This window comes from Nostoc sp. (assembly GCF_036916735.1).
In the GTDB taxonomy this organism is placed as follows: domain Bacteria; phylum Cyanobacteriota; class Cyanobacteriia; order Cyanobacteriales; family Nostocaceae; genus Nostoc.
Genome location: NZ_JBALFV010000113.1, coordinates 22,324 through 42,116, shown reverse-complemented (window position 1 = coordinate 42,116; position 19,793 = coordinate 22,324). Strand labels below are relative to the sequence as shown.

Below are 19,793 nucleotides of genomic sequence, written 5' to 3'. Positions count from 1 at the left end.
CACAGATGTAATTCTGTTTACCACGACGATGCCCGTTCTTACGGACATGATTAGATGCACAATTAGGACAGTTCATCCCTTAATTATGCAACGCCCAAATTTTAATTGCTTTCTTAGCATGAATTAAAAAATGCGATCGCACAAGTTACAGGTAATAGTCCAAAAACTGTGAAAGATTGGGGGACTGACTTTGGCCGACGACCTAAATACGTTACCCGAATATTACGGCAAGCTGATTTAATCAATCAATTTAAACAACTAGTTGTCAAAGGAATTGTTATCTTACCACCAGACTTTCCTCAAGACTAAGCAAAAGCGATCGCTACTCACGACCAACTGCCCCAAAAACCCCTTGCTGTTACCCCAAAGAGAATCTTAGGCTGAGGTACAGAAGTACTAGCTGTAGCGAGTAGCCGCATCTTTCTTGATGACAAAAATGGCAGAACATCCAATGGACTCAATCTCTACCTTTGACATCACTAAATATTTTCTCCTTGATGTCATGAAAGACATTAAAACTGGACGTATCCAACTTCCAGATTTTCAACGAGATTGGGTTTGGGACGATATCCATGTGCGTCGTCTGCTTGCCAGCATATCTCTGGCTTACCCAATTGGCGCAGTAATGATGCTTCAGCAAGGTAATCAAAGCCGACAATTCAAACCCCGCCTAGTCAATGGGGTATTAAAACCAGAAAATTCTACTCCAAGCCTATTAATCCTTGACGGTCAGCAACGCCTGACAGCTTTGTTTATGGTGCTGCTATCTGAGCTACCTGTATGCATCAAAGACCAAAAAAGCCAGAAATTTATCAAAAAGTGGTACTACCTAGATATCAAAAAATGCCTCAACCCAGAGTGCGATCGCACTACAGCAATCGTTGTGTTGCCAGAATCCAAAATTATGCGAATTTTTTCCGGTAACTTAATTGATTGTTCTACTCCCGAAAAAGAATATGAGGCACTCTTGTTTCCTTTATCCAAGGTTTTCTTTTTTTCGGAATGGCGTAGTAAATTCTCTAAGCATTGGCGATACAATCCTCAAAAGCTGGAATTAATTGATACTTTAGAACTAGAAATTCTCAAGAAATTCGAGCATTATCAAATACCTGTTATCCAACTGCGTGACTCCTTACCAAAAGAAGCTGTTTGCCAAGTCTTTGAGGATACAAATACTTGCGGCTGTGACCTTAATTATTTCGATTTAATGAGTTCCAGCTATTGTACTGCTGACTTCAGTTTGAGAGATGATTGGAAGCAACGGGAAAATCGCTTCAAATCATTAAAAGTATTGCGAAAGCTAGGAAGCACTGATTTTGTATAAGCAGTTACGTTGATCGCCAGTTACGCTAAGAGGATAGAAGCTTTAAAAAAAGGCTGGAATGTCGATAAACTACCGGGTGTTGCTTGCGGTCGCGCTGAAGTACTAAAACTCACCAAAGAAGAATATCAGAAATGGGCTGACCCAATTACCAGAGGTTTTGAAGAGTCTGCTCGCTTTCTTTATAACCAAAAAATCTTTGATGCAGATGATTTAGCTTACCCCATTCAATTAGTCATCCTCAGTACCATTTTTACTGTTCTGGGAGAGCGCTCCCGTTCTTTTCAGATACGTTCTATGCTGGAACGCTGGCTATGGTGCGGGATGTTTGGTGAAATATATACACATTGGTATGAGGCACGAGCCGGGCGAGACGTTATAGAAGTATCAGAATGGTTAGCAGGTGGATCACTGCCGCTTACTATTCTGCAACCGGATTTTTCTTTTGATAGGTTGATTAGCGTTAGAAAACGTTACGGTGCAGTGTATCAGGGTTTAGCTGCTTTACTACGACGTGAGGGGGCAATTGATTGGTGTACGGGAGAAGAAATCAATGATGTGATTTATTTTGAAGAACAAATAGATTCGCACCATATCTTCCCTGTAGCATGGTATCGCAAAAAAGGCATTGACCCCAAAAAGTATAATTGCTTGATTAACCGCACCCCTCTAAGTGCCAAAACAAACAAAAAGATTGGAAGTAAAGCACCTTCGGTTTATTTAGAGGAGTTTAAACTTTCTGGGACATCAGTTACAAGACTTGATGAAATATTGCGATCGCAAAAGCTGAGGACACTATGAGCGTTGTTACAATTCAATGTCGCTTGGTTGCTGAAGAAGACACTCTTCGTCAACTGTGGGAACTGATGGCTGAAAAAAATACACCACTCATCAATGAATTATTGGCACAGGTAGGAAAACACCCAGAATTTGAAACTTGGCTACAACAAGGCAAAATACTTACTAAATTCCTTAAGACACTTGTTAAATCGCTTAAAACTCAAGAGCGTTTTGCTGATCAGCCTGGACGCTTTAACACTTGTGCGATCGCTTTAGTAGATTATGTATATAAATCCTGGTTTGCTTTACAAAAACGAAGAAAGTACCAAATAGAAGGGAAAGAACGTTGGCTCACAATCCTCGAAAGTGATCTTGAACTAGAACAACAAAGTCAACTTAGCTTAAACTTAATTCGTACTAAAGCGACCGAAATTATTACCAAACTTACTCCCCAGTCTGAGCAGAATAACAACCAGAAAAAAAGCAAAAAAACTAAAAAATCTACAAAGTCCAAAAAACTTTCGCTTTTTCAGATTTTTTTAAATACTTACCAAGAAACAGACGACCCTCTTATTCGTTGCGCTCTTGCATATCTGCTCAAAAATAACTGTCAAATTAGTGAAATCGACGAAGACACAGAAGAATTTACTAGAAAGAGACGCAAAAAGGAAATAGAAATTGAGCGATTAAAAGACCAACTTCAAAGCCGCATACCGAAAGGTAGAGATTTGACAGGAGAAGAGTGGTTAGAAACTTTAGAAATTGCTACATAATGTAGCTCAAAATGAAAAAGAGGCAAAAGCTTGGCAAGCAGCACTTTTAAGAAAAACTGCTGATGTCCCCTTTCCTGTGGCTTACGAATCTAAAGAAGATATGACATGGTTAAAAAATCACAAAGGTCGTTTCTTTGTTCGGTTCAATGGCTTGGGAAAACTGACCTTTGAGATTTATTGTGATAAGCGTCATTTGCAGTACTTTCAACGCTTTTTAGAGGATCAAGAAATTAAACGCAATAATAAAGATGAACACTCAAGCAGCGTGTTCACTCTGCGTTTAGGAAGGCTTGTTTGGTTGCCAAGAGACGAAAAAGGCGAACCTTGGAAAGTAAATCAACTCAATCTTTACTGTGCTTTAGATACTCGGATGTTGACTAATGAAGGAACTCAACAGGTAATTGAAGAGAAAGTCACAAAAATTACTAAAACTTTAGTGAAACAAAAACAGAAAGATGACCTCAACGCTCAACAACAAGCTTCTATTACTCGTCAGCAATCCACGTTAGATCGAATTAATAACCCTTTCCCTCGTCCCAGCAAGCCTACTTATCAAGGACAACCCTCAATCCTAGTTGGTGTTAGTTTTGGTCTAGAAAAGCCAGTAACAGTAGCGGTGGTAAATGTTGTTAAAGGTGAAGTTTTAGCTTATCGCAGTGTCAAACAACTACTTGGTAAAAACTACAACCTTCTCAATCGCCAGCGACAACAACAGCAACGTCTTTCTCACGAACGCCACAAAGCTCAGAAACAAAATGCACCCAACTCCTTTGGTGAATCAGAGTTAGGACAATATGTGGATAGATTATTGGCTGATGCAATTATTGCGATCGCTAAAACCTATCAAGCAGGCAGTATAGTTATCCCAAAACTCCGCGATATGCGTGAGCAAATCAGTAGTGAAATTCAATCCAGAGCAGAAGAGAAATATCCTGGTTATAAGGAAGTTCAACAAAGATATGCCAAATGAATATCGTATGAGCATTCATCGCTGGAGTTACGGTCGATTAATTGAGAGTATTAAATCCCAAGCTTCAAAAGCCGGAATTTCTACTGAAATTGGTACACAGTCAATCAGAGGCAGTCCACAAGAAAAAGCGCGAGATTTAGCCGTCTTTGCATACCAAGAACGTCAAGCCATTTTAATCCAACTCACTGATCCGAACCTTGAAAATATAATATTGTAATAATAGCGCCGCAGTTCATGCTCTTTTGAGCCAATGTTCTCTGAAAAATCTGGGTTAGTTTGGCGGTTGTCAGACCGTCATGCTTTCTGACCCTGGTAGCTGCCCGCTTCTGATGCTGCCATCTGTAGAATTCTATAGATGGGATAGGTGCGCTCCCAGCAATAAGGAGTAAAGCTTTTAACCGTAGCCGTTATTTATAACGGTGTGGATTACCACAGTGGTGGCTACTGAATCACCCCCTTCGTCGGGGAAACCCTCTCAAATATTTTTTTGGCATGTCGAAGCAGGGGCAAAATCCCTGGAGTCCTGCCAAAATCTTAAAACCCTGGTAATGTCTTAATTTCAGAGACTAATGTGCCAATTGATTTAGTTTTTTGATGTGAGACAAAGGAAGCTTTTTCAGAGATATGCCAAATTTGTATCTGGAAAGCTTTATTTGCAAGGGGTCTAGGCGGCGCGGTTTCAACAACCATCCCGGCTAGGGGTGGGTTGAAAGGTTATTTGAAAACAGGCGCATTTCTGATACACAATGGGTTTCAACAACCATCCCGGCTAGAGGTGGGTTGAAAGGATTTTTTGTTCGTGAGGCAAAACTCGAAAACCGTGGAAGTTTCAACAACCATCCCGGCTAGGGGTGGGTTGAAAGGATTTTTTGTTATGCAGGCTGAATTAGTTTCAGTTAGGTTTCAACAACCATCCCGGCTAGGGGTGGGTTGAAAGAACCCACATCCATAACTTACACAGCCATATTTCCCGTTTCAACAACCATCCCGGCTAGGGGTGGGTTGAAAGATTTATTCTAGTGCCACATTTGCTAAATATCCAGGTTTCAATAACCATCCCGGCTAGGGGTGGGTTGAAAGTACTTAGAAGCTGTTGAATCGAATGGAGTTGCGAAAGCGTTTCAACAACCATCCCGGCTAGGGGTGGGTTGAAAGACGCCATAATCAAATACCCACTTTCCCCAGATGTTTCAACAACCATCCCGGCTAGGGGTGGGTTGAAAGTATTTATTATTAGCTAAATAACGGCGAGCGCTTTTGTTTCAACAACCATTCCGGCTAAAGATGGGTTGAAACAGAAAAGACTCATGAGAATTACTTGTGAGTCCTTGATTTAAATAAATATTCCGGCTAGGAGTGAATTAAGAAGAATATTTGGCGTTGCTGAATCATGGGATGATTTCATCCTATTTGTTTGGAACAAATTTTCAATGGTTTCAACTGCCAATTCATCCCATATTTATACAACGCCGAATATTTGAAGTATTAAAATTTTTTTGAGAGGGTTGAAAAGCGCACTTCGTTCGGGAGTATTTCAACATTTTTCAGTATATTTCAATATATTAGAGATGTGCTGGACTCAACTCTACCAAAAATATCGGCGACATTAATTTGTTAACAGATGTTTGGCGAAAATCGGCGACATTAATTTGTTAAGACGATATTTAAATCGTTAATAACGACACTAATGTGTTAACAACGACAAATAAAGTGTTATTCGACATCGACAAATCGGGATGACTGGATTCGAACCAGCGGCCCCTTCGTCCCGAACGAAGTGCGCTACCAAGCTGCGCCACATCCCGGCATAAAAATGCCATTGTAAATTAAGAATATCACAACCTGTGCAAAATAACAGAATTACATCTATATGTATGATCGCTTCACCCAAGGCTTTGCTTGCTACGATTAAATTTGTACAACTTTAGTGGTAAAAGCGGATTGTGACTGTAAAACCAGACTGGTTGCGGGTAAAAGCACCTGGGCGTGAGCGCATTGGTAATGTTAAAGATATTTTGCAGGATTTAGCCCTCAATACAGTTTGTGAGGAAGCATCTTGTCCGAATATTGGTGAATGTTTCAATGCTGGGACTGCCACATTTTTGATTATGGGCCCGGCTTGTACACGCGCTTGTCCTTACTGCGATATTGATTTTGAGAAAAAACCCAAACCACTAGACCCCACGGAACCTGCACGATTAGCAGAAGCTGTTCGCCGCATGAAACTTAATCATGTTGTGATCACTTCTGTAAACCGAGATGACTTGCCAGATGGTGGTGCGTCTCAGTTTATAGCCTGTATTAATGCGGTTCGCACTGTTTCACCCAACACCACAATTGAGGTATTAATTCCTGACTTGTGCGGTAATTGGAATGCTTTAGAGTTGATTCTACAAGCTGCGCCAGAGGTATTAAACCACAATATAGAAACTGTTCCACGCCTCTATCGCCGGGTGCGTCCCCAAGGAAACTACGATCGCACATTAGAATTATTGCACCGCTCTCGCCAAGTTTCTCCTAACACATACACTAAATCTGGTATTATGGTTGGACTTGGTGAAACTGATGCCGAAATTCGCCAAGTCATGCAAGACTTGCGAGCTGTAGATTGCGACATTTTGACAATTGGGCAATATCTCCAACCCAGTCAAAAACACTTGCAAGTAAATGAATTTATCAACCCAGAACAATTTGCAGCTTGGAAGGCATTCGGGAAAGAAATCGGATTTTTACAAGTTGTTTCTTCACCATTGACAAGAAGCTCATATCATGCTGAACAAGTCAGGGAATTAATGGAATGTTATCCCCGGTTTAAAAGTTAGGAGTTAGGAGTTATGAGTGAGCAGATGTACTCCAACTCAAAATTATCGGTTGCAATTCTTGGTGCAGGTGCTTGGGGTGCATCTCTGGCAAATCTCGCCACAGCAAATGGTCATCAGGTGCGCGTCTGGTCGCGTCAAGGTTCCCAAATCCAAACAGTTTTAAAAGATGTCCAAATCGTCCTATCCGCTATCTCGATGATTGGTGTGAGGGATGTTGCTTCCCAAGTCCAGTCTTTCCCCCTTTCTCCAGAGACAATTTTTGTCACAGCGACGAAAGGCTTAGACCCCCAAACCACCTGCACGCCGTCACAAATTTGGCAAATAGCATTCCCTAACCATGCAGTGGTTGTTTTGTCTGGGCCTAATTTATCTAAAGAAATTCAACTAGAATTACCAGCAGCCACGGTGGTAGCCAGTAATATTCTCACGGCTGCGGAAATAGTGCAGTTAGTATTTTCTTCTCAACGTTTTCGGGTATATACCAATCCCGATCCTTTGGGGGTGGAATTGGGGGGAACACTGAAAAATGTGATTGCGATCGCAGCTGGTGTGTGCGATGGTTTACAACTGGGAACCAATGCCAAAGCTGCTTTAGTCACCCGTGGACTCACAGAAATGGTTCGCATCGGCAACAACTGGGGTGCGAAGACAGAAACATTTTATGGTTTATCAGGTCTAGGGGATTTGTTAGCAACCTGCAATAGTCCCTTAAGTCGCAATTACCAAGTTGGCTACCAATTAGCTGGTGGTAAGTCACTTACAGAAACTCTCGAAAATTTACAAGGAACTGCTGAAGGAGTGAACACTTGTCGGGTTTTGATGCAACGAGCCAAGCAACAAAACATTCCTGTTCCAATTACCGAGCAAGTTTATCGTTTACTTCAGGGTGAAATCACACCTCGACAAGCGCTCGATGAACTGATGCTGCGAGATATCAAGCCAGAATACAACTACTAGCAATACCGTTCGGTTAAGGAATTTTTTGGTTGAGGCAGCCAGGGGAGGCAGGCGGAGAGAATTTCTGAACAATAAGCTTCTTTCCTCCTCTGCTCCCCCTGCTTTGTGCCTTTCTTCTCACTTCAACAAATAACTTCAGTAGACCCAACCGTATTGTCACCTCTTCTATCTCCGTGTCAAGAGAATTTTTGCCGTTAATACTAATCACTTCTCCAATATCTATTAGCTCTACTTATACCTAACTAATCCTGAGAAAAAATTGCTAAATCGTCAGGATATTACTTTTGTAGCCATGTAAATGTGACTATGCCAATTATAAAGATGACATTCACTGAAGGATGTTTATACTGTGTTATAAAAATTACCATTTAAACCATCAAGGTTGAAATGTTAACTAAGTAGTTTAAATATTGAAAACCTAGCTACCGATTTGAATAGCTATTGGTTTAATCAAAAGTTTAGCAGCCGATTAAGTTCAGTAATGCTGTATCCAATAAAACCCTTACAGTTAATTTTAAAAAAAATTGTAATGGAACGTTCAACCATGTTAGTTCATCGTAAGTCACGGGAACAATAGCAACAGTTGAATAGCTGACCGTAATCTAAGCTGACCGAAATCTATTGTTACCTGGAGCCATTGAGACGATCTTTATGCCAGCAACATCTTTTTATGCAGATGCCCCCTACAACACCAAAAAGTCCCGCCAGGCTTTGGACTCGGATCTCACGGTTGATGAAAGTGAGTTATCGGTAGATGATCTACAGGAGCTAGAGATAGCTTCTGCTGACAATGCTAACTTTGCTGCTAACACTAACCGTCGGAGTACAGACCTAGTACGTCTATATCTTCAGGAAATTGGTCGGGTTCGCTTGTTAGGGCGGGATGAAGAGGTTTCTGAAGCTCAAAAAGTCCAGCGCTACTTGCGGATGCGGATAGTGCTTGCTAATGCCGCAAAGCAAGGAGATGAAGTGATTTCGCCCTATCAGAGGTTAATTGAAGTTCAAGAACGTCTGACCTCAGAACTAGGACATCGCCCGTCTTTGGAAAGATGGGCTGCCACTGCTGGCGTAATGATATCGGATCTCAGACCAACTTTAGCAGAAGGCAAACGTCGCTGGGCTGAAATTGCCAAGTTGACTGTAGAAGAGTTGGAGCAAGTTCAGTCCCAAGGACTCCAAGCAAAAGAACACATGATTAAGGCTAATCTTCGCCTAGTTGTGTCTGTTGCTAAGAAGTATCAAAATCGCGGTTTGGAATTGTTGGATTTAGTCCAAGAAGGCACACTTGGTTTGGAGCGGGCTGTAGAAAAATTTGACCCAACTAAGGGTTATCGCTTCAGTACTTATGCTTACTGGTGGATTCGTCAGGGAATTACACGAGCGATCGCTACTTCTAGTCGCACCATCCGCCTCCCTGTCCATATTACTGAAAAGTTAAACAAAATCAAAAAAGCTCAACGCAAAATTGCTCAAGAAAAAGGTCGCACCCCTACTCTAGAAGATTTAGCAACTGAGTTAGAGATGACACCAACACAAGTACGAGAAGTTTTGTTGCGGGTTCCTCGCTCCGTTTCTTTAGAAACCAAAGTAGGTAAGGATAAAGACACTGAGTTAGGCGAATTACTCGAAACTGACAGTGTAACTCCAGAAGAGATGTTAATGCGAGAATCTTTACAAAAAGATTTGCATCATCTTCTGTCAGATTTGACTAGCCGGGAACGTGATGTCATTTTGATGCGGTTTGGTTTAGCAGATGGTCATCCTTATTCTTTAGCAGAAATTGGCCGCGCTCTTGATTTATCACGGGAACGAGTCAGACAAATAGAATCCAAGGCTTTGCAAAAGCTACGTCAACCCAAGCGTCGCAACCTCATCCGCGACTATTTGGAATCTCTAAGTTAGTCATTTGTCATTTGTCATTTGTTATTTGAAAACTACACTTGACAAATGACTACAGACAAAGGATTGATTTGATCCCCAAGTTAAACAATTTTGGATTTTAGATTTGCAATTTTGAATTGACTTTGCCCACAAGGGGACTTAGCTCAAGGATTTGAGATTGGTTCTGTACACAAGGGACGGCGAATGAACCAACAAATTATTTTAATTCAAAATCCAAAATCTAAAATCCAAAATCTAAAATCTAAAATTGCTGGTCAAAAGTCTTTTAGAGGCTTGTAGCAAATATTTTGCATTTAATTATACAAGAGTTTCTCCACACCTTTGCTCAAATATCTTGAAGGTGGGGAGCAACTGAGCAATTCAAAATCCGCTTATACAAAATTCAAAGTCAAGGGATGCAATCGTTATAAGTATCCTAACTATTAGCTGTATGCAAATTAAATGCACTACAGCTTATTACTTGAATTTTGATCAAGATTTGATGAATTGTTCTTAAATATTTAGTATATATTCTCAATAGGCAATGATTGTTGCAAATTGCTCCCAAGATTTGTTATATTCTCAATTAATAAGGTTTGTTGAGAAATATTAGTATGACTGTCTACACAACTACTTCACTCAAGGCAGAACTGAACGAACGAGGCTGGCGATTAACTCCCCAGCGCGAAACAATTTTACACATTTTTCAAGAACTTCCGCAAGGTGAACATCTAAGTGCGGAGGATCTTTATCATCGGCTAGAAACTGATGGTGAAGGGATCAGTCTGTCAACTATTTATCGGACTTTGAAGTTGATGGCAAGAATGGGAATTTTACGGGAACTAGAACTGGGCGAGGGACATAAGCATTATGAAATCAACCAGCCCTATCCCCATCATCACCATCACTTAATTTGTGTTAGATGCAACTCTACTATTGAGTTTAAAAATGACTCAATTTTAAAAATTGGGTCAAAAACCGCTCAAAAAGAAGGTTTTCATCTGCTTGACTGTCAAATGACTATCCATGCAGTGTGTCCCAAATGCCAAAGGGCACTGATGCCGCTTTAGCACTTGGGTAGATAAAAAACAAAACTACTCAAATTAACCAAATAAATGGAATTTTGAGCAGTTTGTAATTTGTTGTTATTGGAGGCAAGCAACCAGTTGGGGACTGATACTAACAACGCCAAAGCGGATGTTAAAAGCGTCCGCTCTTAAGATCCTTAAGACTGATGCCGTAGAATTCTTGGGCTTGTTTAATTGCTTTTTTGGTGTCATTTGCCATCACACCGTTCAGCTTGCCTTTATAAAAACCGCGCTCCTGTAGTCGCGTTTGGATTTCTAGGGTATTAAATTCGCTTTTGCTAGAAGTGTTAACTGAGCTATATAACTTAGCTCGGGTAGTTGGGCCAGCAACACCACTTGCTGATAAGTAATTAGCTGCCTGGAATCTCCTAACAGCATCGGCAGTATAGGGGCCATAGTAGCCATTTGGCTCTCCCTCTAAATATCCTGCCTGGATCAATTGTTGTTGAAGTAGTCTAACTGGCTCACCGCGATCGCCTACACGAAGTTTACTGCGATTGACTACCTTTGTGGGAGCCTCTTCTCCATCACCAATGCCAATTCCCGGCAATTTAGCTAATGTTGCTGGGCCAACAACTCCATCAACGCTTAATTTGTAAGAATCTTGGAACCGCTTGACAGCTTCTTCGGTAATTGGGCCAAATATTCCTGTGGCGTTCCCGTAATAAAAGCCTGCAATTCTTAAGCGTTCTTGCAAAGCTCTGACATCTTCACCTTCAGCCCCTTTAGTAAGGTAGTTGGAATTGCGGCGTTGGCTAGTTGTTGAACTGGCTGAACTAGTTGTGCTGGGCTTTTTGGCTTGTGCGCTTCTTACAGCAGTAGTTTTTTTAGTTTGTGTAGCCGTAGTTGTGGGCTTGTTCGCTTGCCAACTTTCTAATTTTTGCAGGGTGCTTGGGCCAACAATGCCGTCCACTGGTAAACCAGCGGCCTTTTGAAAGCGCCGTACAGCTTCTTGTGTGGATGTGTCATAAACTTGGGTAACAGAAGATTGGTAAAAACCTACTGTTTTCAACTTTTGTTGTAGATTTCTGACAGAAGGGCCTTGATCGCCTTTTTCCAATGCCATGACGCTAGTAACAGCGCCAAGAATAGATAAAGACAGAGCAAGGGGCAACATATACTTCCAAGCCCTACCTGAAAGCCGTTTCCAGTCTGGTGCAGCTGCGTCCTTAAACAAGGAACTGAGGGAGACCAATTCACTGGGTGTGCTGTCTTCGTAGGCGAAAGCTAGGTGCAAATACGCAAGATTTTCCATATTTGTTTCCTACACCATTGATTTTTCTTCGATCACTGCTTCAGCTTGATGTACTAGGTTCCTCAAAGCTTCTAATGTTCCTATATTTACATCCTCCCACAAATTGCGCTTGTGTGCTTCTAATAATTTTTCAGCAATATCACGCAGTGCATAAGGGTTCTTTTCCTGAATAAATTCTACGACAACTGGATCGAGTAAATAAGCGTCTACTATGCCTTGATACATATAATTTTCAACACATTTAGCTGTTGCATCATAGGCAAATAGATAATCTACCGTCGCTGCCATTTCAAAGGCTCCTTTGTATCCGTGGCGCATAATTCCGGCAATCCACTTAGGATTAACTACGCGAGAACGATACACTCGGGCAATTTCTTCTTTCAGTTGGCGGACTCGTGGTTTAGCGGGTATAGAATTATCACCCAAATAAGTTTGGGGATTTTTTCCCTGTAGAGAACGCACCGCCGCAGTTAAGCCACCCTGAAATTGGTAATAATCATCAGAATCTAGTAGATCGTGTTCACGGTTATCTTGATTGTGTAAGACAACTTGCATCTGGGATAAGCGTTGTTTGAAGGCTTCGGTATTGGGTATTGGGCATGGGGGAGCCACTGCGGTCTTGGGGTCTCCCCAAGTGGAGCAAGTGGCGTCATGGGGCATTGGGCATTGGGAGTTAGGAAGAAGTTCTGCTCCTCTGCTCCCCTGCCCCTCTGCTCCCCTGCTCCTCTGCTCCCCTGCCCAGTTTTCTGAAGAGTAGGCGTAAGAACTCCAGTTGATGTAGGCGCGGGCTAAATCTTGGTCATCTGTCCAGTTTTGCGATTCGATTAAACCTTGGAGTCCGGCGCCGTAAGCACCGGGGCGAGAACCAAAGATGCGATAGCGCGATCGCACTACTGCTGCTTCTAAAGTTAATCCTTGGCTTGTCCACAAATCAATTTCTTGGCGAACTGCATCTGCAAGGGGATTTTGTTCTGGCGGTTCATCCAAGTCTGCGACTGCTGATACTGCTTGAGCAAATAAATCAATTAAGTTGGAAAAAGCATCGCGGAAGAATCCTGAAATTCGCAAGGTGACATCTACACGGGGACGCCCCAAAATCGCTAGGGGCAAAATTTCAAAATCTACTACTCGCCGTGCTGCACCATCCCACACAGGTTGAACTCCGAGTAAAGCTAAGGCTTCGGCTATATCATCACCGCCTGTTCTCATGGTGGCTGTTCCCCACAATGATAAACCTAGTGTTTTGGGATACTCTCCATGTTCTTGAGTGTAATATTCAACGAGGGTTTCGGCGGCTTTTCTACCGATATCCCAAGCTGTCTCTGTGGGAATGGCGCGAATATCGACAGAATAAAAGTTTTTCCCTGTTGGTAGAACTTCGGGGCGGCCGCGGGTGGGTGCGCCAGATGGGGCACTTGGGACGTAACCGCCATCAAGTCCGTGTAATAAGTGGGTGATTTCTTCGGGGGTTTTTTGTAAAGCTGGAAGAAGGCGATCGCGTATCCAGGTAGAGACGCGATTTATTGCGTCTGTGCTGGGGGGGGAGAGGCGATTTATCGCGTCTGTGCTGGGGGGGGAGACGCGATTTATTGCGTCTGTGCTGGGGGGGGAGAGGCGATGAATCGCGTCTGTGCTGGGGGGGGAGACGCGATGAATCGCGTCTGTACAAGAGTCCTGATTTATTATTTTTTCTGCTAGGAGGGCGGCGTGTTCTTCTAGGATTTCGACGATATCGCCGAGGGTACGGCATTCTGTGCCATTGACTATTGAGTATTCACCGCTAGGCATTGACAAATCGGCTGTGAGGGGGTCGAAATCTAAACCCCAATCTTGAGCTATGGCGCGGGTAATACCTGAAGAATGGCGATTGGGTATGCGAGCGATCGCTACTATTAAATCTCGTAACTGCCTTCCTTGGGGACATTGCCCAAAAATATGCAACCCGTCGCGGATTTGGGCTTCTTTTAGTTCACAAAGATAGCCACCGATAGAATTCAAAACTAAAGATTTAGAATTAAAAATTTCTGTTTCATTTTGGATTCCTAAATCTAGATGGAGATTTTCTTTGATTACCAGTTCGTGGATGCGATCGCGTATCACTGGCAAACGCGAAGGATCTAAACTATCGGCTTCATAATACTCATCAATTAAATTTTCTAACTTTTGTAAAGAACCGTAGAGTTCTGCACGAGTCATGGGCGGCGTGAGATGATCTATAATCACCGCTTGAGCGCGACGTTTGGCTTGGGAACCTTCACCAGGGTCATTCACAATAAATGGGTACAGGTGGGGAAGTGCGCCGAAAGCCACTTCTGGATAACAATTACTGGATAAAGCCACACTTTTACCGGGTAGCCATTCTAGATTTCCGTGTTTCCCTACATGAACTACAGCATCAGCACCAAAACATTCTCTTACCCAATAGTAGAAAGCTAAATAAGCATGAGTTGGTTCTAAATCCGGCGCATGATAATTCAAACTGGGGTCATTATCATAACCCCTTGCTGGCTGAATTCCCACAAATATGTTGCCGAGTTGAATTCCGGGAACGGGCATTGGGCATTGGGCATTGGGCATTGGGCATTGGGGATTAATTATTCTCCTCTTTTCCCCCTGCTCCCCCTGCTCCCCCTGCTCCTCTGCCCCCCTGCCTCCCTGCCCCCATGCCCCCATGCCCCATTCCCCATGCCCCATTTCCCAACGTTCACTAATACCCTGCTGCACTGCTGGCGGTAATGAAGCGAAATATTCTTGATATTCTTCCCAAGAAACACTTTGGTGTACCGGAAGCCATTCTCTACTTTCTGGATCGTTGGTTACGCCATCTGTCAGCCGTTGAATCAACTCGTCTCCTTGAACAGGTGGATTTTCTACTTCATACCCAGCTTGATGTAAAGCTTGCAGGATTTCTACACAACTAGCTGGGGTGTCAAGTCCTACACCATTGGCGAGGCGGCCATTGCGGTTGGGGTAGTTTGCCAGAATTAGGGCTATTCGACGTTCTTGGGGAGGTTTGGAACGTAGACGCGCCCAATTTGCTGCTAGTTTAGCAACGAACTCGATGCGATCGCTGACTGGTTCATAAATTACCACATCTGTCTCTAGATGTGGATTACGAGTTTGCACTGCTTTAAAAGACACAGCACGAGTAATAATCCGCCCATCTACTTCTGGTAGCGCCACATTCATCCCAATATCGCGGGGAGAAAGCCCTTGAAACTGTGACTCCCACTGTTCAATTGATCCGCCACTGAGGATTACTTGCAACACAGGCACATCTAATGTTTCCCATAGTTCAGTTTGGGGTGTTTCGCTTTCTAAGCGTGCTAGAGAAAAACTGGTGGTATTCAGCAGTACAGCTATTGCTTCAGCTTCTTTGGGTTGAAAAAATTCACTCAATTCAACTTGCACATCAGGTTCACGCAATGAAGAAACAAACACTGGCACAGGTTGTAAATTTTTCTGCACCAAAGCTTCGCATAAAGCATCAATTACTTTAGTGTTTCCCGCTAAATAATGAGCGCGGTAGAAAAGGATGCCAATTTTGGGCATGGAGCATAGGGGAGCCACTGCGGTCTTGGGGTCTCCCCAAGTGGAGCAAGTGGCGTCATGGGGCATTGAGTCTTGGAACCTTTGAGCTTCAAAGGTGGATTCATCCGGTTCAAAGGTGGATGAACGGAGTTCTGAGGTGGATTCATCCGGTTCAAAGGTGGATGAACGGAGTTCTGAGGTGGATTCATCCAGTTCAAAGGTGGATGAACGAGTATCTGAGGTGGATTCATCCAGTTCAAAGGTGGATGAACGAGTATCTGAGGTGGATTCATCCAGTTCAAAGGTGGATGAACGGAGTTCTGAGGTGGATTCATCCAGTTCAAAGGTGGATGAACGAGTATCTGAGGTAGATGAATGGAGTTCTAACTCTCTTCTGCTCCCCTGCTTTCCCACTCCCCACTTATACAATCCTACGCGTGGAACTGGCTGTGGTGGACGGGGATTATATGTAGTTAATAAGCAACTATCGGAGATAAATTGCAGGGCATTAACGAAATTTTCTACGCCACCTTCGCTAAAATACTGCCATACCTGATTCACAACACCCAAGGGCACGGTAGACTGAGAAATTAAATTGGGATCAAAAGCGTCATCCCCTGGCATTACAATGAGGGTTCTACCATTACGTTGCACAATTTCTTGCACTACTTCTAAACCATAACTCCAGTAGGAACGTCCTCCTAACAGGCGCAAAATAATTACTTGGGCAAGTTCCAAAACTTGCTCTCCATAAGTATCTATGGTTAATTGTTGCTGTAACTGCAACAGGTTGGCTACTCTTAATGCAGGAAAGCTTGTAGGTAATTTTCTTACCGCAGCTGCCAAGGTTTGAATGTCTGTATCAGCAGCCGTAATTAACACGAAAGGCGCTGGAGTTTGTTCTAGAAAAATTAAACCCTCTGACTGATTCCATTCACCCGATGTGCTACTTGTACGATGCATAATCCTGTATTACCGTTTTAAAATTGTTGGTTAGTAGATAATCAAAACAAACTTTTTTCCCTGCATTTAGCCCTCTCTTACCAAAATGATTGAAAATGCTTAGTTCTCCTGATTTGAGCTTTTCTCGAACCTTGCCTATTGTTGTATTTAATCAGCTTGGGGAGTTGTTAGAGCAGATTGCTCAAACGGTGGAAAGTGGCGCTTTAGTACTGACAGAAGCTGTGTTAGTAAGAATTTCTATACCTGTGGAGTGGCAAAGGCAAAGGTTTACGGTAGTAGTTTCTGAGCAGTTTAGTGCGCTTCTGGTAGGAAACTTAGCGCAGGAGGAGCAGGGGAATAGGGGAGATGAGGGAGAACAAGTACCCACTCACAACTCGGTACTCAATGCTAGTTTGACATTTAATTTAGAGGCGATCGCAACATTTGTCTACGAATTAAGAGACTTGTTTGAGTGTGATTCCTCCACTTACCAAAATCTTGAAGGCTATCGCCAAATTATTCGACCCAATGATGCCACACTCCAAAGTCAATTTTCACTGTTGTTATTAGAATATCTTTTAACTCAGCCAAACCAAGAAATAATAGCACCTCCAAGCTCAACTGCGCCGACAATTTATATCTGTCAGCCAGTGGAAGATGCTTTAAAAAAACAGATTTCCCAAGAGCGGTTGTTAAATCAGGTAACAACGCAGATCCGCAAAAGCTTGGATTTGCCGGTGATTATGGCAACAGCAATTACACAAGTGCGTGAGTTTCTAGAATTAGACAGATTAGTAATCTATAAATTTGCAGGTTCTAAAGTCCAGACTCAACAATACCAGTCTGACAGTATTCCACTTAATGGAACCGCACTACTAACAGGTATGGAACTGTCGGTTGGCGAAGCTTCGGAAATCTATTTTTCTATAAATGAGAACAACGGTAAACACTCGTCTTCTGTGTCTGCCAATAATCAACCATTATTAGAAGACTACCAAAACTATGGAGGTTATATTGTCTATGAAGTCCGTGCTACAAATACTATTACATCAGTGTTGAATTATACGGAAAGAAATTGCTTTATCCGAACCTCTCAATGTTGGGAAAAGTATCGGCAAGGTTTTACCTTAGCTGTGGATGATGTCGAAAAAACTTATGCTTTAGAAGAGTGTTTGTTGAATTTTTTGAAGGAAAGCCAAGTTAGGGCTAAGTTAGCAGCACCGATTATATTTGAGGACAAATTGTGGGGATTGCTGATTGCTCATCAGTGCGATAATCCACACCAGTGGAGTGAGAGTGAAAAAAACTTGCTGACTTCGATAGCAGAACAATTAGCGATCGCAATTCACCAAGCTGAGTTAATGCAAACGCTCACCCAAGAAAAACAAACTCTTGAAGAGCGAATTATTGAACGCACAATAGGGCTACGTGATGCTCTCCTCGCCGCCGAAGCTGCTAGCCGCCTCAAAAGTGAGTTTCTCGCTACTATCAGTCACGAATTGCTTACGCCTTTAACTTATGTGATTGGAATGTCATCTACGTTGTTACGCTGGCCTTTAGGTGAATTGAGTCAACGACAACGGGGTTATCTGCAAACAATCCACGACAGTGGAGAACATTTATTAGAAATGATTAATGACATCCTCGATTTATCGCAAATCGAGGCTGGTAAGACAGCTTTAAATATTTCGGAATTTTCTTTGGTGAATGTTGCTGAAAATGCTGTTGAATCACTGCGAAAAAAAGCAATCAGTGAGCAAATTAATCTCAACCTTGATTTGCAAATCGATCCTAAGCGCGATCGCTTTATCGCCGATGTCGAACGAGTAGAACAAATTCTCTGGAATCTGTTAACTAATGCGATTAAATTTACCCCCGAAAGTGGCAGCGTTACTTTACGTCTTTGGGTGGAAGATAATACTGCTATTTTTCAAGTCGAAGACACCGGGATTGGTATTACCGATGAACAATTACCATTATTGTTTGAGAAATTTCAGCAACTAGATACACCCTATCGCCGCCGCTACGAAGGTACTGGACTTGGACTGGCTTTAACTAAACAACTTGTGGAACTCCATCGCGGACGAATTGAAGTAGAATCAACTGTAAGTATTGGCTCAATTTTTACTGTATGGATACCAACTCAGGCGATGAGAGCAGTGAATGCTGAGTTATGAGTCAACCCCTTCCCTACAGAAGGCTGCGCGTAGCTTGCTTCCTTGCAGGGGTACGGGAAAGTCAAAAGTCATCTAATTTTAGATTTTAGATTTTGGGTGAACCTATCTGACTATTCTAATAATCCTTACTTCTTTTCGGAAGATGTGCTTGAAAACCTTGATTTTTAGTTTTTAGTTCTCAATAAGCTTAAGCTTTGTAGCACAATATATTATTAGTGGGATAGGTTTAGAGAAAGCAGGATAATTTAACAACTTCCAAAATTCCTCCCCTACCTCCTTCAACTTGAGGCTAGGCTGATAAGCATTTTTTCAAAAATTCTCAACACAGGCTCCTCTCCATTATCTCTAGTAAAAATACTATAATTTGGATGAGAATTGATTTCAATTAACCAATATTGTTTATCTCGATCTAAAACTATATCTAAACCACCATAATCAAGGTCTAATTCTTCAAAAATTGGTTTAGCAAAATTAGCAATCTGTAACCATATTTGTGGATCATTGATATACTTGGCTTTTGCACCATCCCAGTGTAGAGGACTAAGATTACCTGTAAATTTTGCGTCAGTTATATCTTTTTCATAGAGCAAAACTAACTCTTTATTTAAGAAAACCGCTCTATATTCCGATTTAATGTGAATAAATTCTTGAGCGATCGCAACGTAATCATACTTGTGATTAATATTAAAAATCTCTTTAACGGCAGTTTCAATTTCATCTGTATTCTGACATAAAAAAACGTTATGTCCACCAGAACCAGAATTCCTTTTCACAATCACTGGTGTTTCAAATTTTTCTTTAATCTCTAATACGATATCTTGAATACTGGGGAATTTTAAATAAATTTTATATTGAATGTCACAAAAAGGGGAAAGAAAACCTACTGTCCGAGGAATTTTAATCTTTTGTTTTAAAATATGGTAAGTGTATTCTTTGTCTTTTATTATTTTTGCTACTGCTTGATTAATTAACGGAGTGCTATAGTTACAAAAATAGTGCTGTTTATTATTGAGTTTAATTCTTATTAAATTTTCAGCAGGTTTAAAAATTTCATAGCTGATGTTTAAATTTTCACAAGCTTGGAGCAATAGCGAAACATTATCTAACATAAGTATTTTAAGTGAAATATTTTAAAAAGTGTTTACATGAATTACGAACAGATATTTTACTGAAATTGATGAATATCAACTCAGCTTTTCTATAATATGTTGAAATTATCTTTTGTTTAAGCTTTCGATAAAAGCCATTCTGTACAATACACCTATTTACTAGATAAAGCAACAGTTTTTCGGTAAT

The 19,793-nt window shown here is 41.8% G+C and carries 12 protein-coding genes, 1 tRNA gene and 1 pseudogene; 9 read left to right on the top strand and 5 right to left on the bottom strand.

Annotated features, from left to right (window positions below; genetic code table 11):
• The coding region (locus V7L20_RS32895) for a transposase-like zinc-binding domain-containing protein (protein WP_442943530.1) at window positions 1-76 on the bottom strand (76 nt) is incomplete at its 3' end.
• A 92-nt stretch (window positions 77-168) separates the two neighbouring features.
• Here V7L20_RS32895 and V7L20_RS28290 point away from each other — a divergent pair.
• From V7L20_RS28290 to cas12k, 4 genes and pseudogenes are all read left to right on the top strand, one after another.
• Window positions 169-309 carry a hypothetical protein gene (locus V7L20_RS28290; RefSeq protein WP_334747260.1) on the top strand — a complete coding sequence of 47 codons (141 nt, stop codon included), beginning with the start codon at window positions 169-171 and terminating at the stop codon, window positions 307-309.
• A 142-nt stretch (window positions 310-451) separates the two neighbouring features.
• The gene (locus tag V7L20_RS28285) at window positions 452-1,324 is read left to right on the top strand and encodes a DUF262 domain-containing protein (protein ID WP_334747259.1); all 873 of its coding nucleotides are present in this window, start codon (window positions 452-454) and stop codon (window positions 1,322-1,324) included.
• 9 nt (window positions 1,325-1,333) lie between these two features.
• Window positions 1,334-2,122, top strand: a complete 789-nt coding sequence (locus V7L20_RS28280; RefSeq protein ID WP_334747258.1) for a hypothetical protein — start codon at window positions 1,334-1,336, stop codon at window positions 2,120-2,122.
• Window positions 2,119-4,061, top strand: a pseudogene (cas12k, locus tag V7L20_RS28275) (type V CRISPR-associated protein Cas12k). The gene V7L20_RS28280 and the pseudogene cas12k overlap by 4 nt, the downstream one beginning before the upstream one ends.
• Before the next feature lie 1,514 nt (window positions 4,062-5,575).
• On the opposite strand, the gene V7L20_RS28270 reads toward cas12k, so the two are convergent.
• Window positions 5,576-5,649 (bottom strand) — tRNA-Pro (locus V7L20_RS28270).
• Window positions 5,650-5,787: 138 nt separating this feature from the next.
• On the opposite strand from V7L20_RS28270, the gene lipA reads away from it, so the two are divergent.
• The 4 genes from lipA (at window position 5,788) to V7L20_RS28250 (ending at window position 10,574) form a co-directional block, all read left to right on the top strand.
• Window positions 5,788-6,666 (top strand): lipoyl synthase, encoded by an 879-nt coding sequence (gene lipA / locus V7L20_RS28265; RefSeq protein WP_334747257.1) that lies wholly within the window; start codon window positions 5,788-5,790, stop codon window positions 6,664-6,666.
• A 24-nt stretch (window positions 6,667-6,690) separates the two neighbouring features.
• Entirely contained in the window at window positions 6,691-7,623 is a 933-nt protein-coding gene (locus V7L20_RS28260) for an NAD(P)H-dependent glycerol-3-phosphate dehydrogenase (RefSeq protein ID WP_334747262.1), read from the top strand.
• Between the two features lie 651 nt (window positions 7,624-8,274).
• A complete protein-coding gene (sigC, locus tag V7L20_RS28255) occupies window positions 8,275-9,525 on the top strand; it encodes an RNA polymerase sigma factor SigC (protein ID WP_334747256.1) in 1,251 nt (416 codons plus the stop codon).
• A gap of 593 nt (window positions 9,526-10,118) precedes the next feature.
• A complete protein-coding gene (locus V7L20_RS28250) occupies window positions 10,119-10,574 on the top strand; it encodes a Fur family transcriptional regulator (protein WP_012407750.1) in 456 nt (151 codons plus the stop codon).
• Between the two features lie 130 nt (window positions 10,575-10,704).
• On the opposite strand, the gene V7L20_RS28245 is transcribed toward V7L20_RS28250, so the two are convergent.
• Entirely contained in the window at window positions 10,705-11,847 is a 1,143-nt protein-coding gene (locus V7L20_RS28245) for a peptidoglycan-binding domain-containing protein (RefSeq protein WP_334747255.1), read from the bottom strand.
• A gap of 9 nt (window positions 11,848-11,856) precedes the next feature.
• The gene (gene cobN / locus V7L20_RS28240; RefSeq protein WP_334747254.1) at window positions 11,857-16,341 is read right to left on the bottom strand and encodes a cobaltochelatase subunit CobN; all 4,485 of its coding nucleotides are present in this window, start codon (window positions 16,339-16,341) and stop codon (window positions 11,857-11,859) included.
• 95 nt (window positions 16,342-16,436) lie between these two features.
• On the opposite strand from cobN, the gene V7L20_RS28235 reads away from it, so the two are divergent.
• On the top strand, window positions 16,437-18,497 hold the full coding sequence (locus V7L20_RS28235) for a GAF domain-containing sensor histidine kinase (protein ID WP_334747253.1): 2,061 nt from the start codon (window positions 16,437-16,439) through the stop codon (window positions 18,495-18,497).
• A gap of 278 nt (window positions 18,498-18,775) precedes the next feature.
• On the opposite strand, the gene V7L20_RS28230 is transcribed toward V7L20_RS28235, so the two are convergent.
• Complete coding sequence (locus tag V7L20_RS28230; RefSeq protein ID WP_334747252.1) at window positions 18,776-19,606, bottom strand: ATP-grasp domain-containing protein; 831 nt, start codon at window positions 19,604-19,606, stop codon at window positions 18,776-18,778.
• Window positions 19,607-19,793 lie beyond the last annotated feature (187 nt).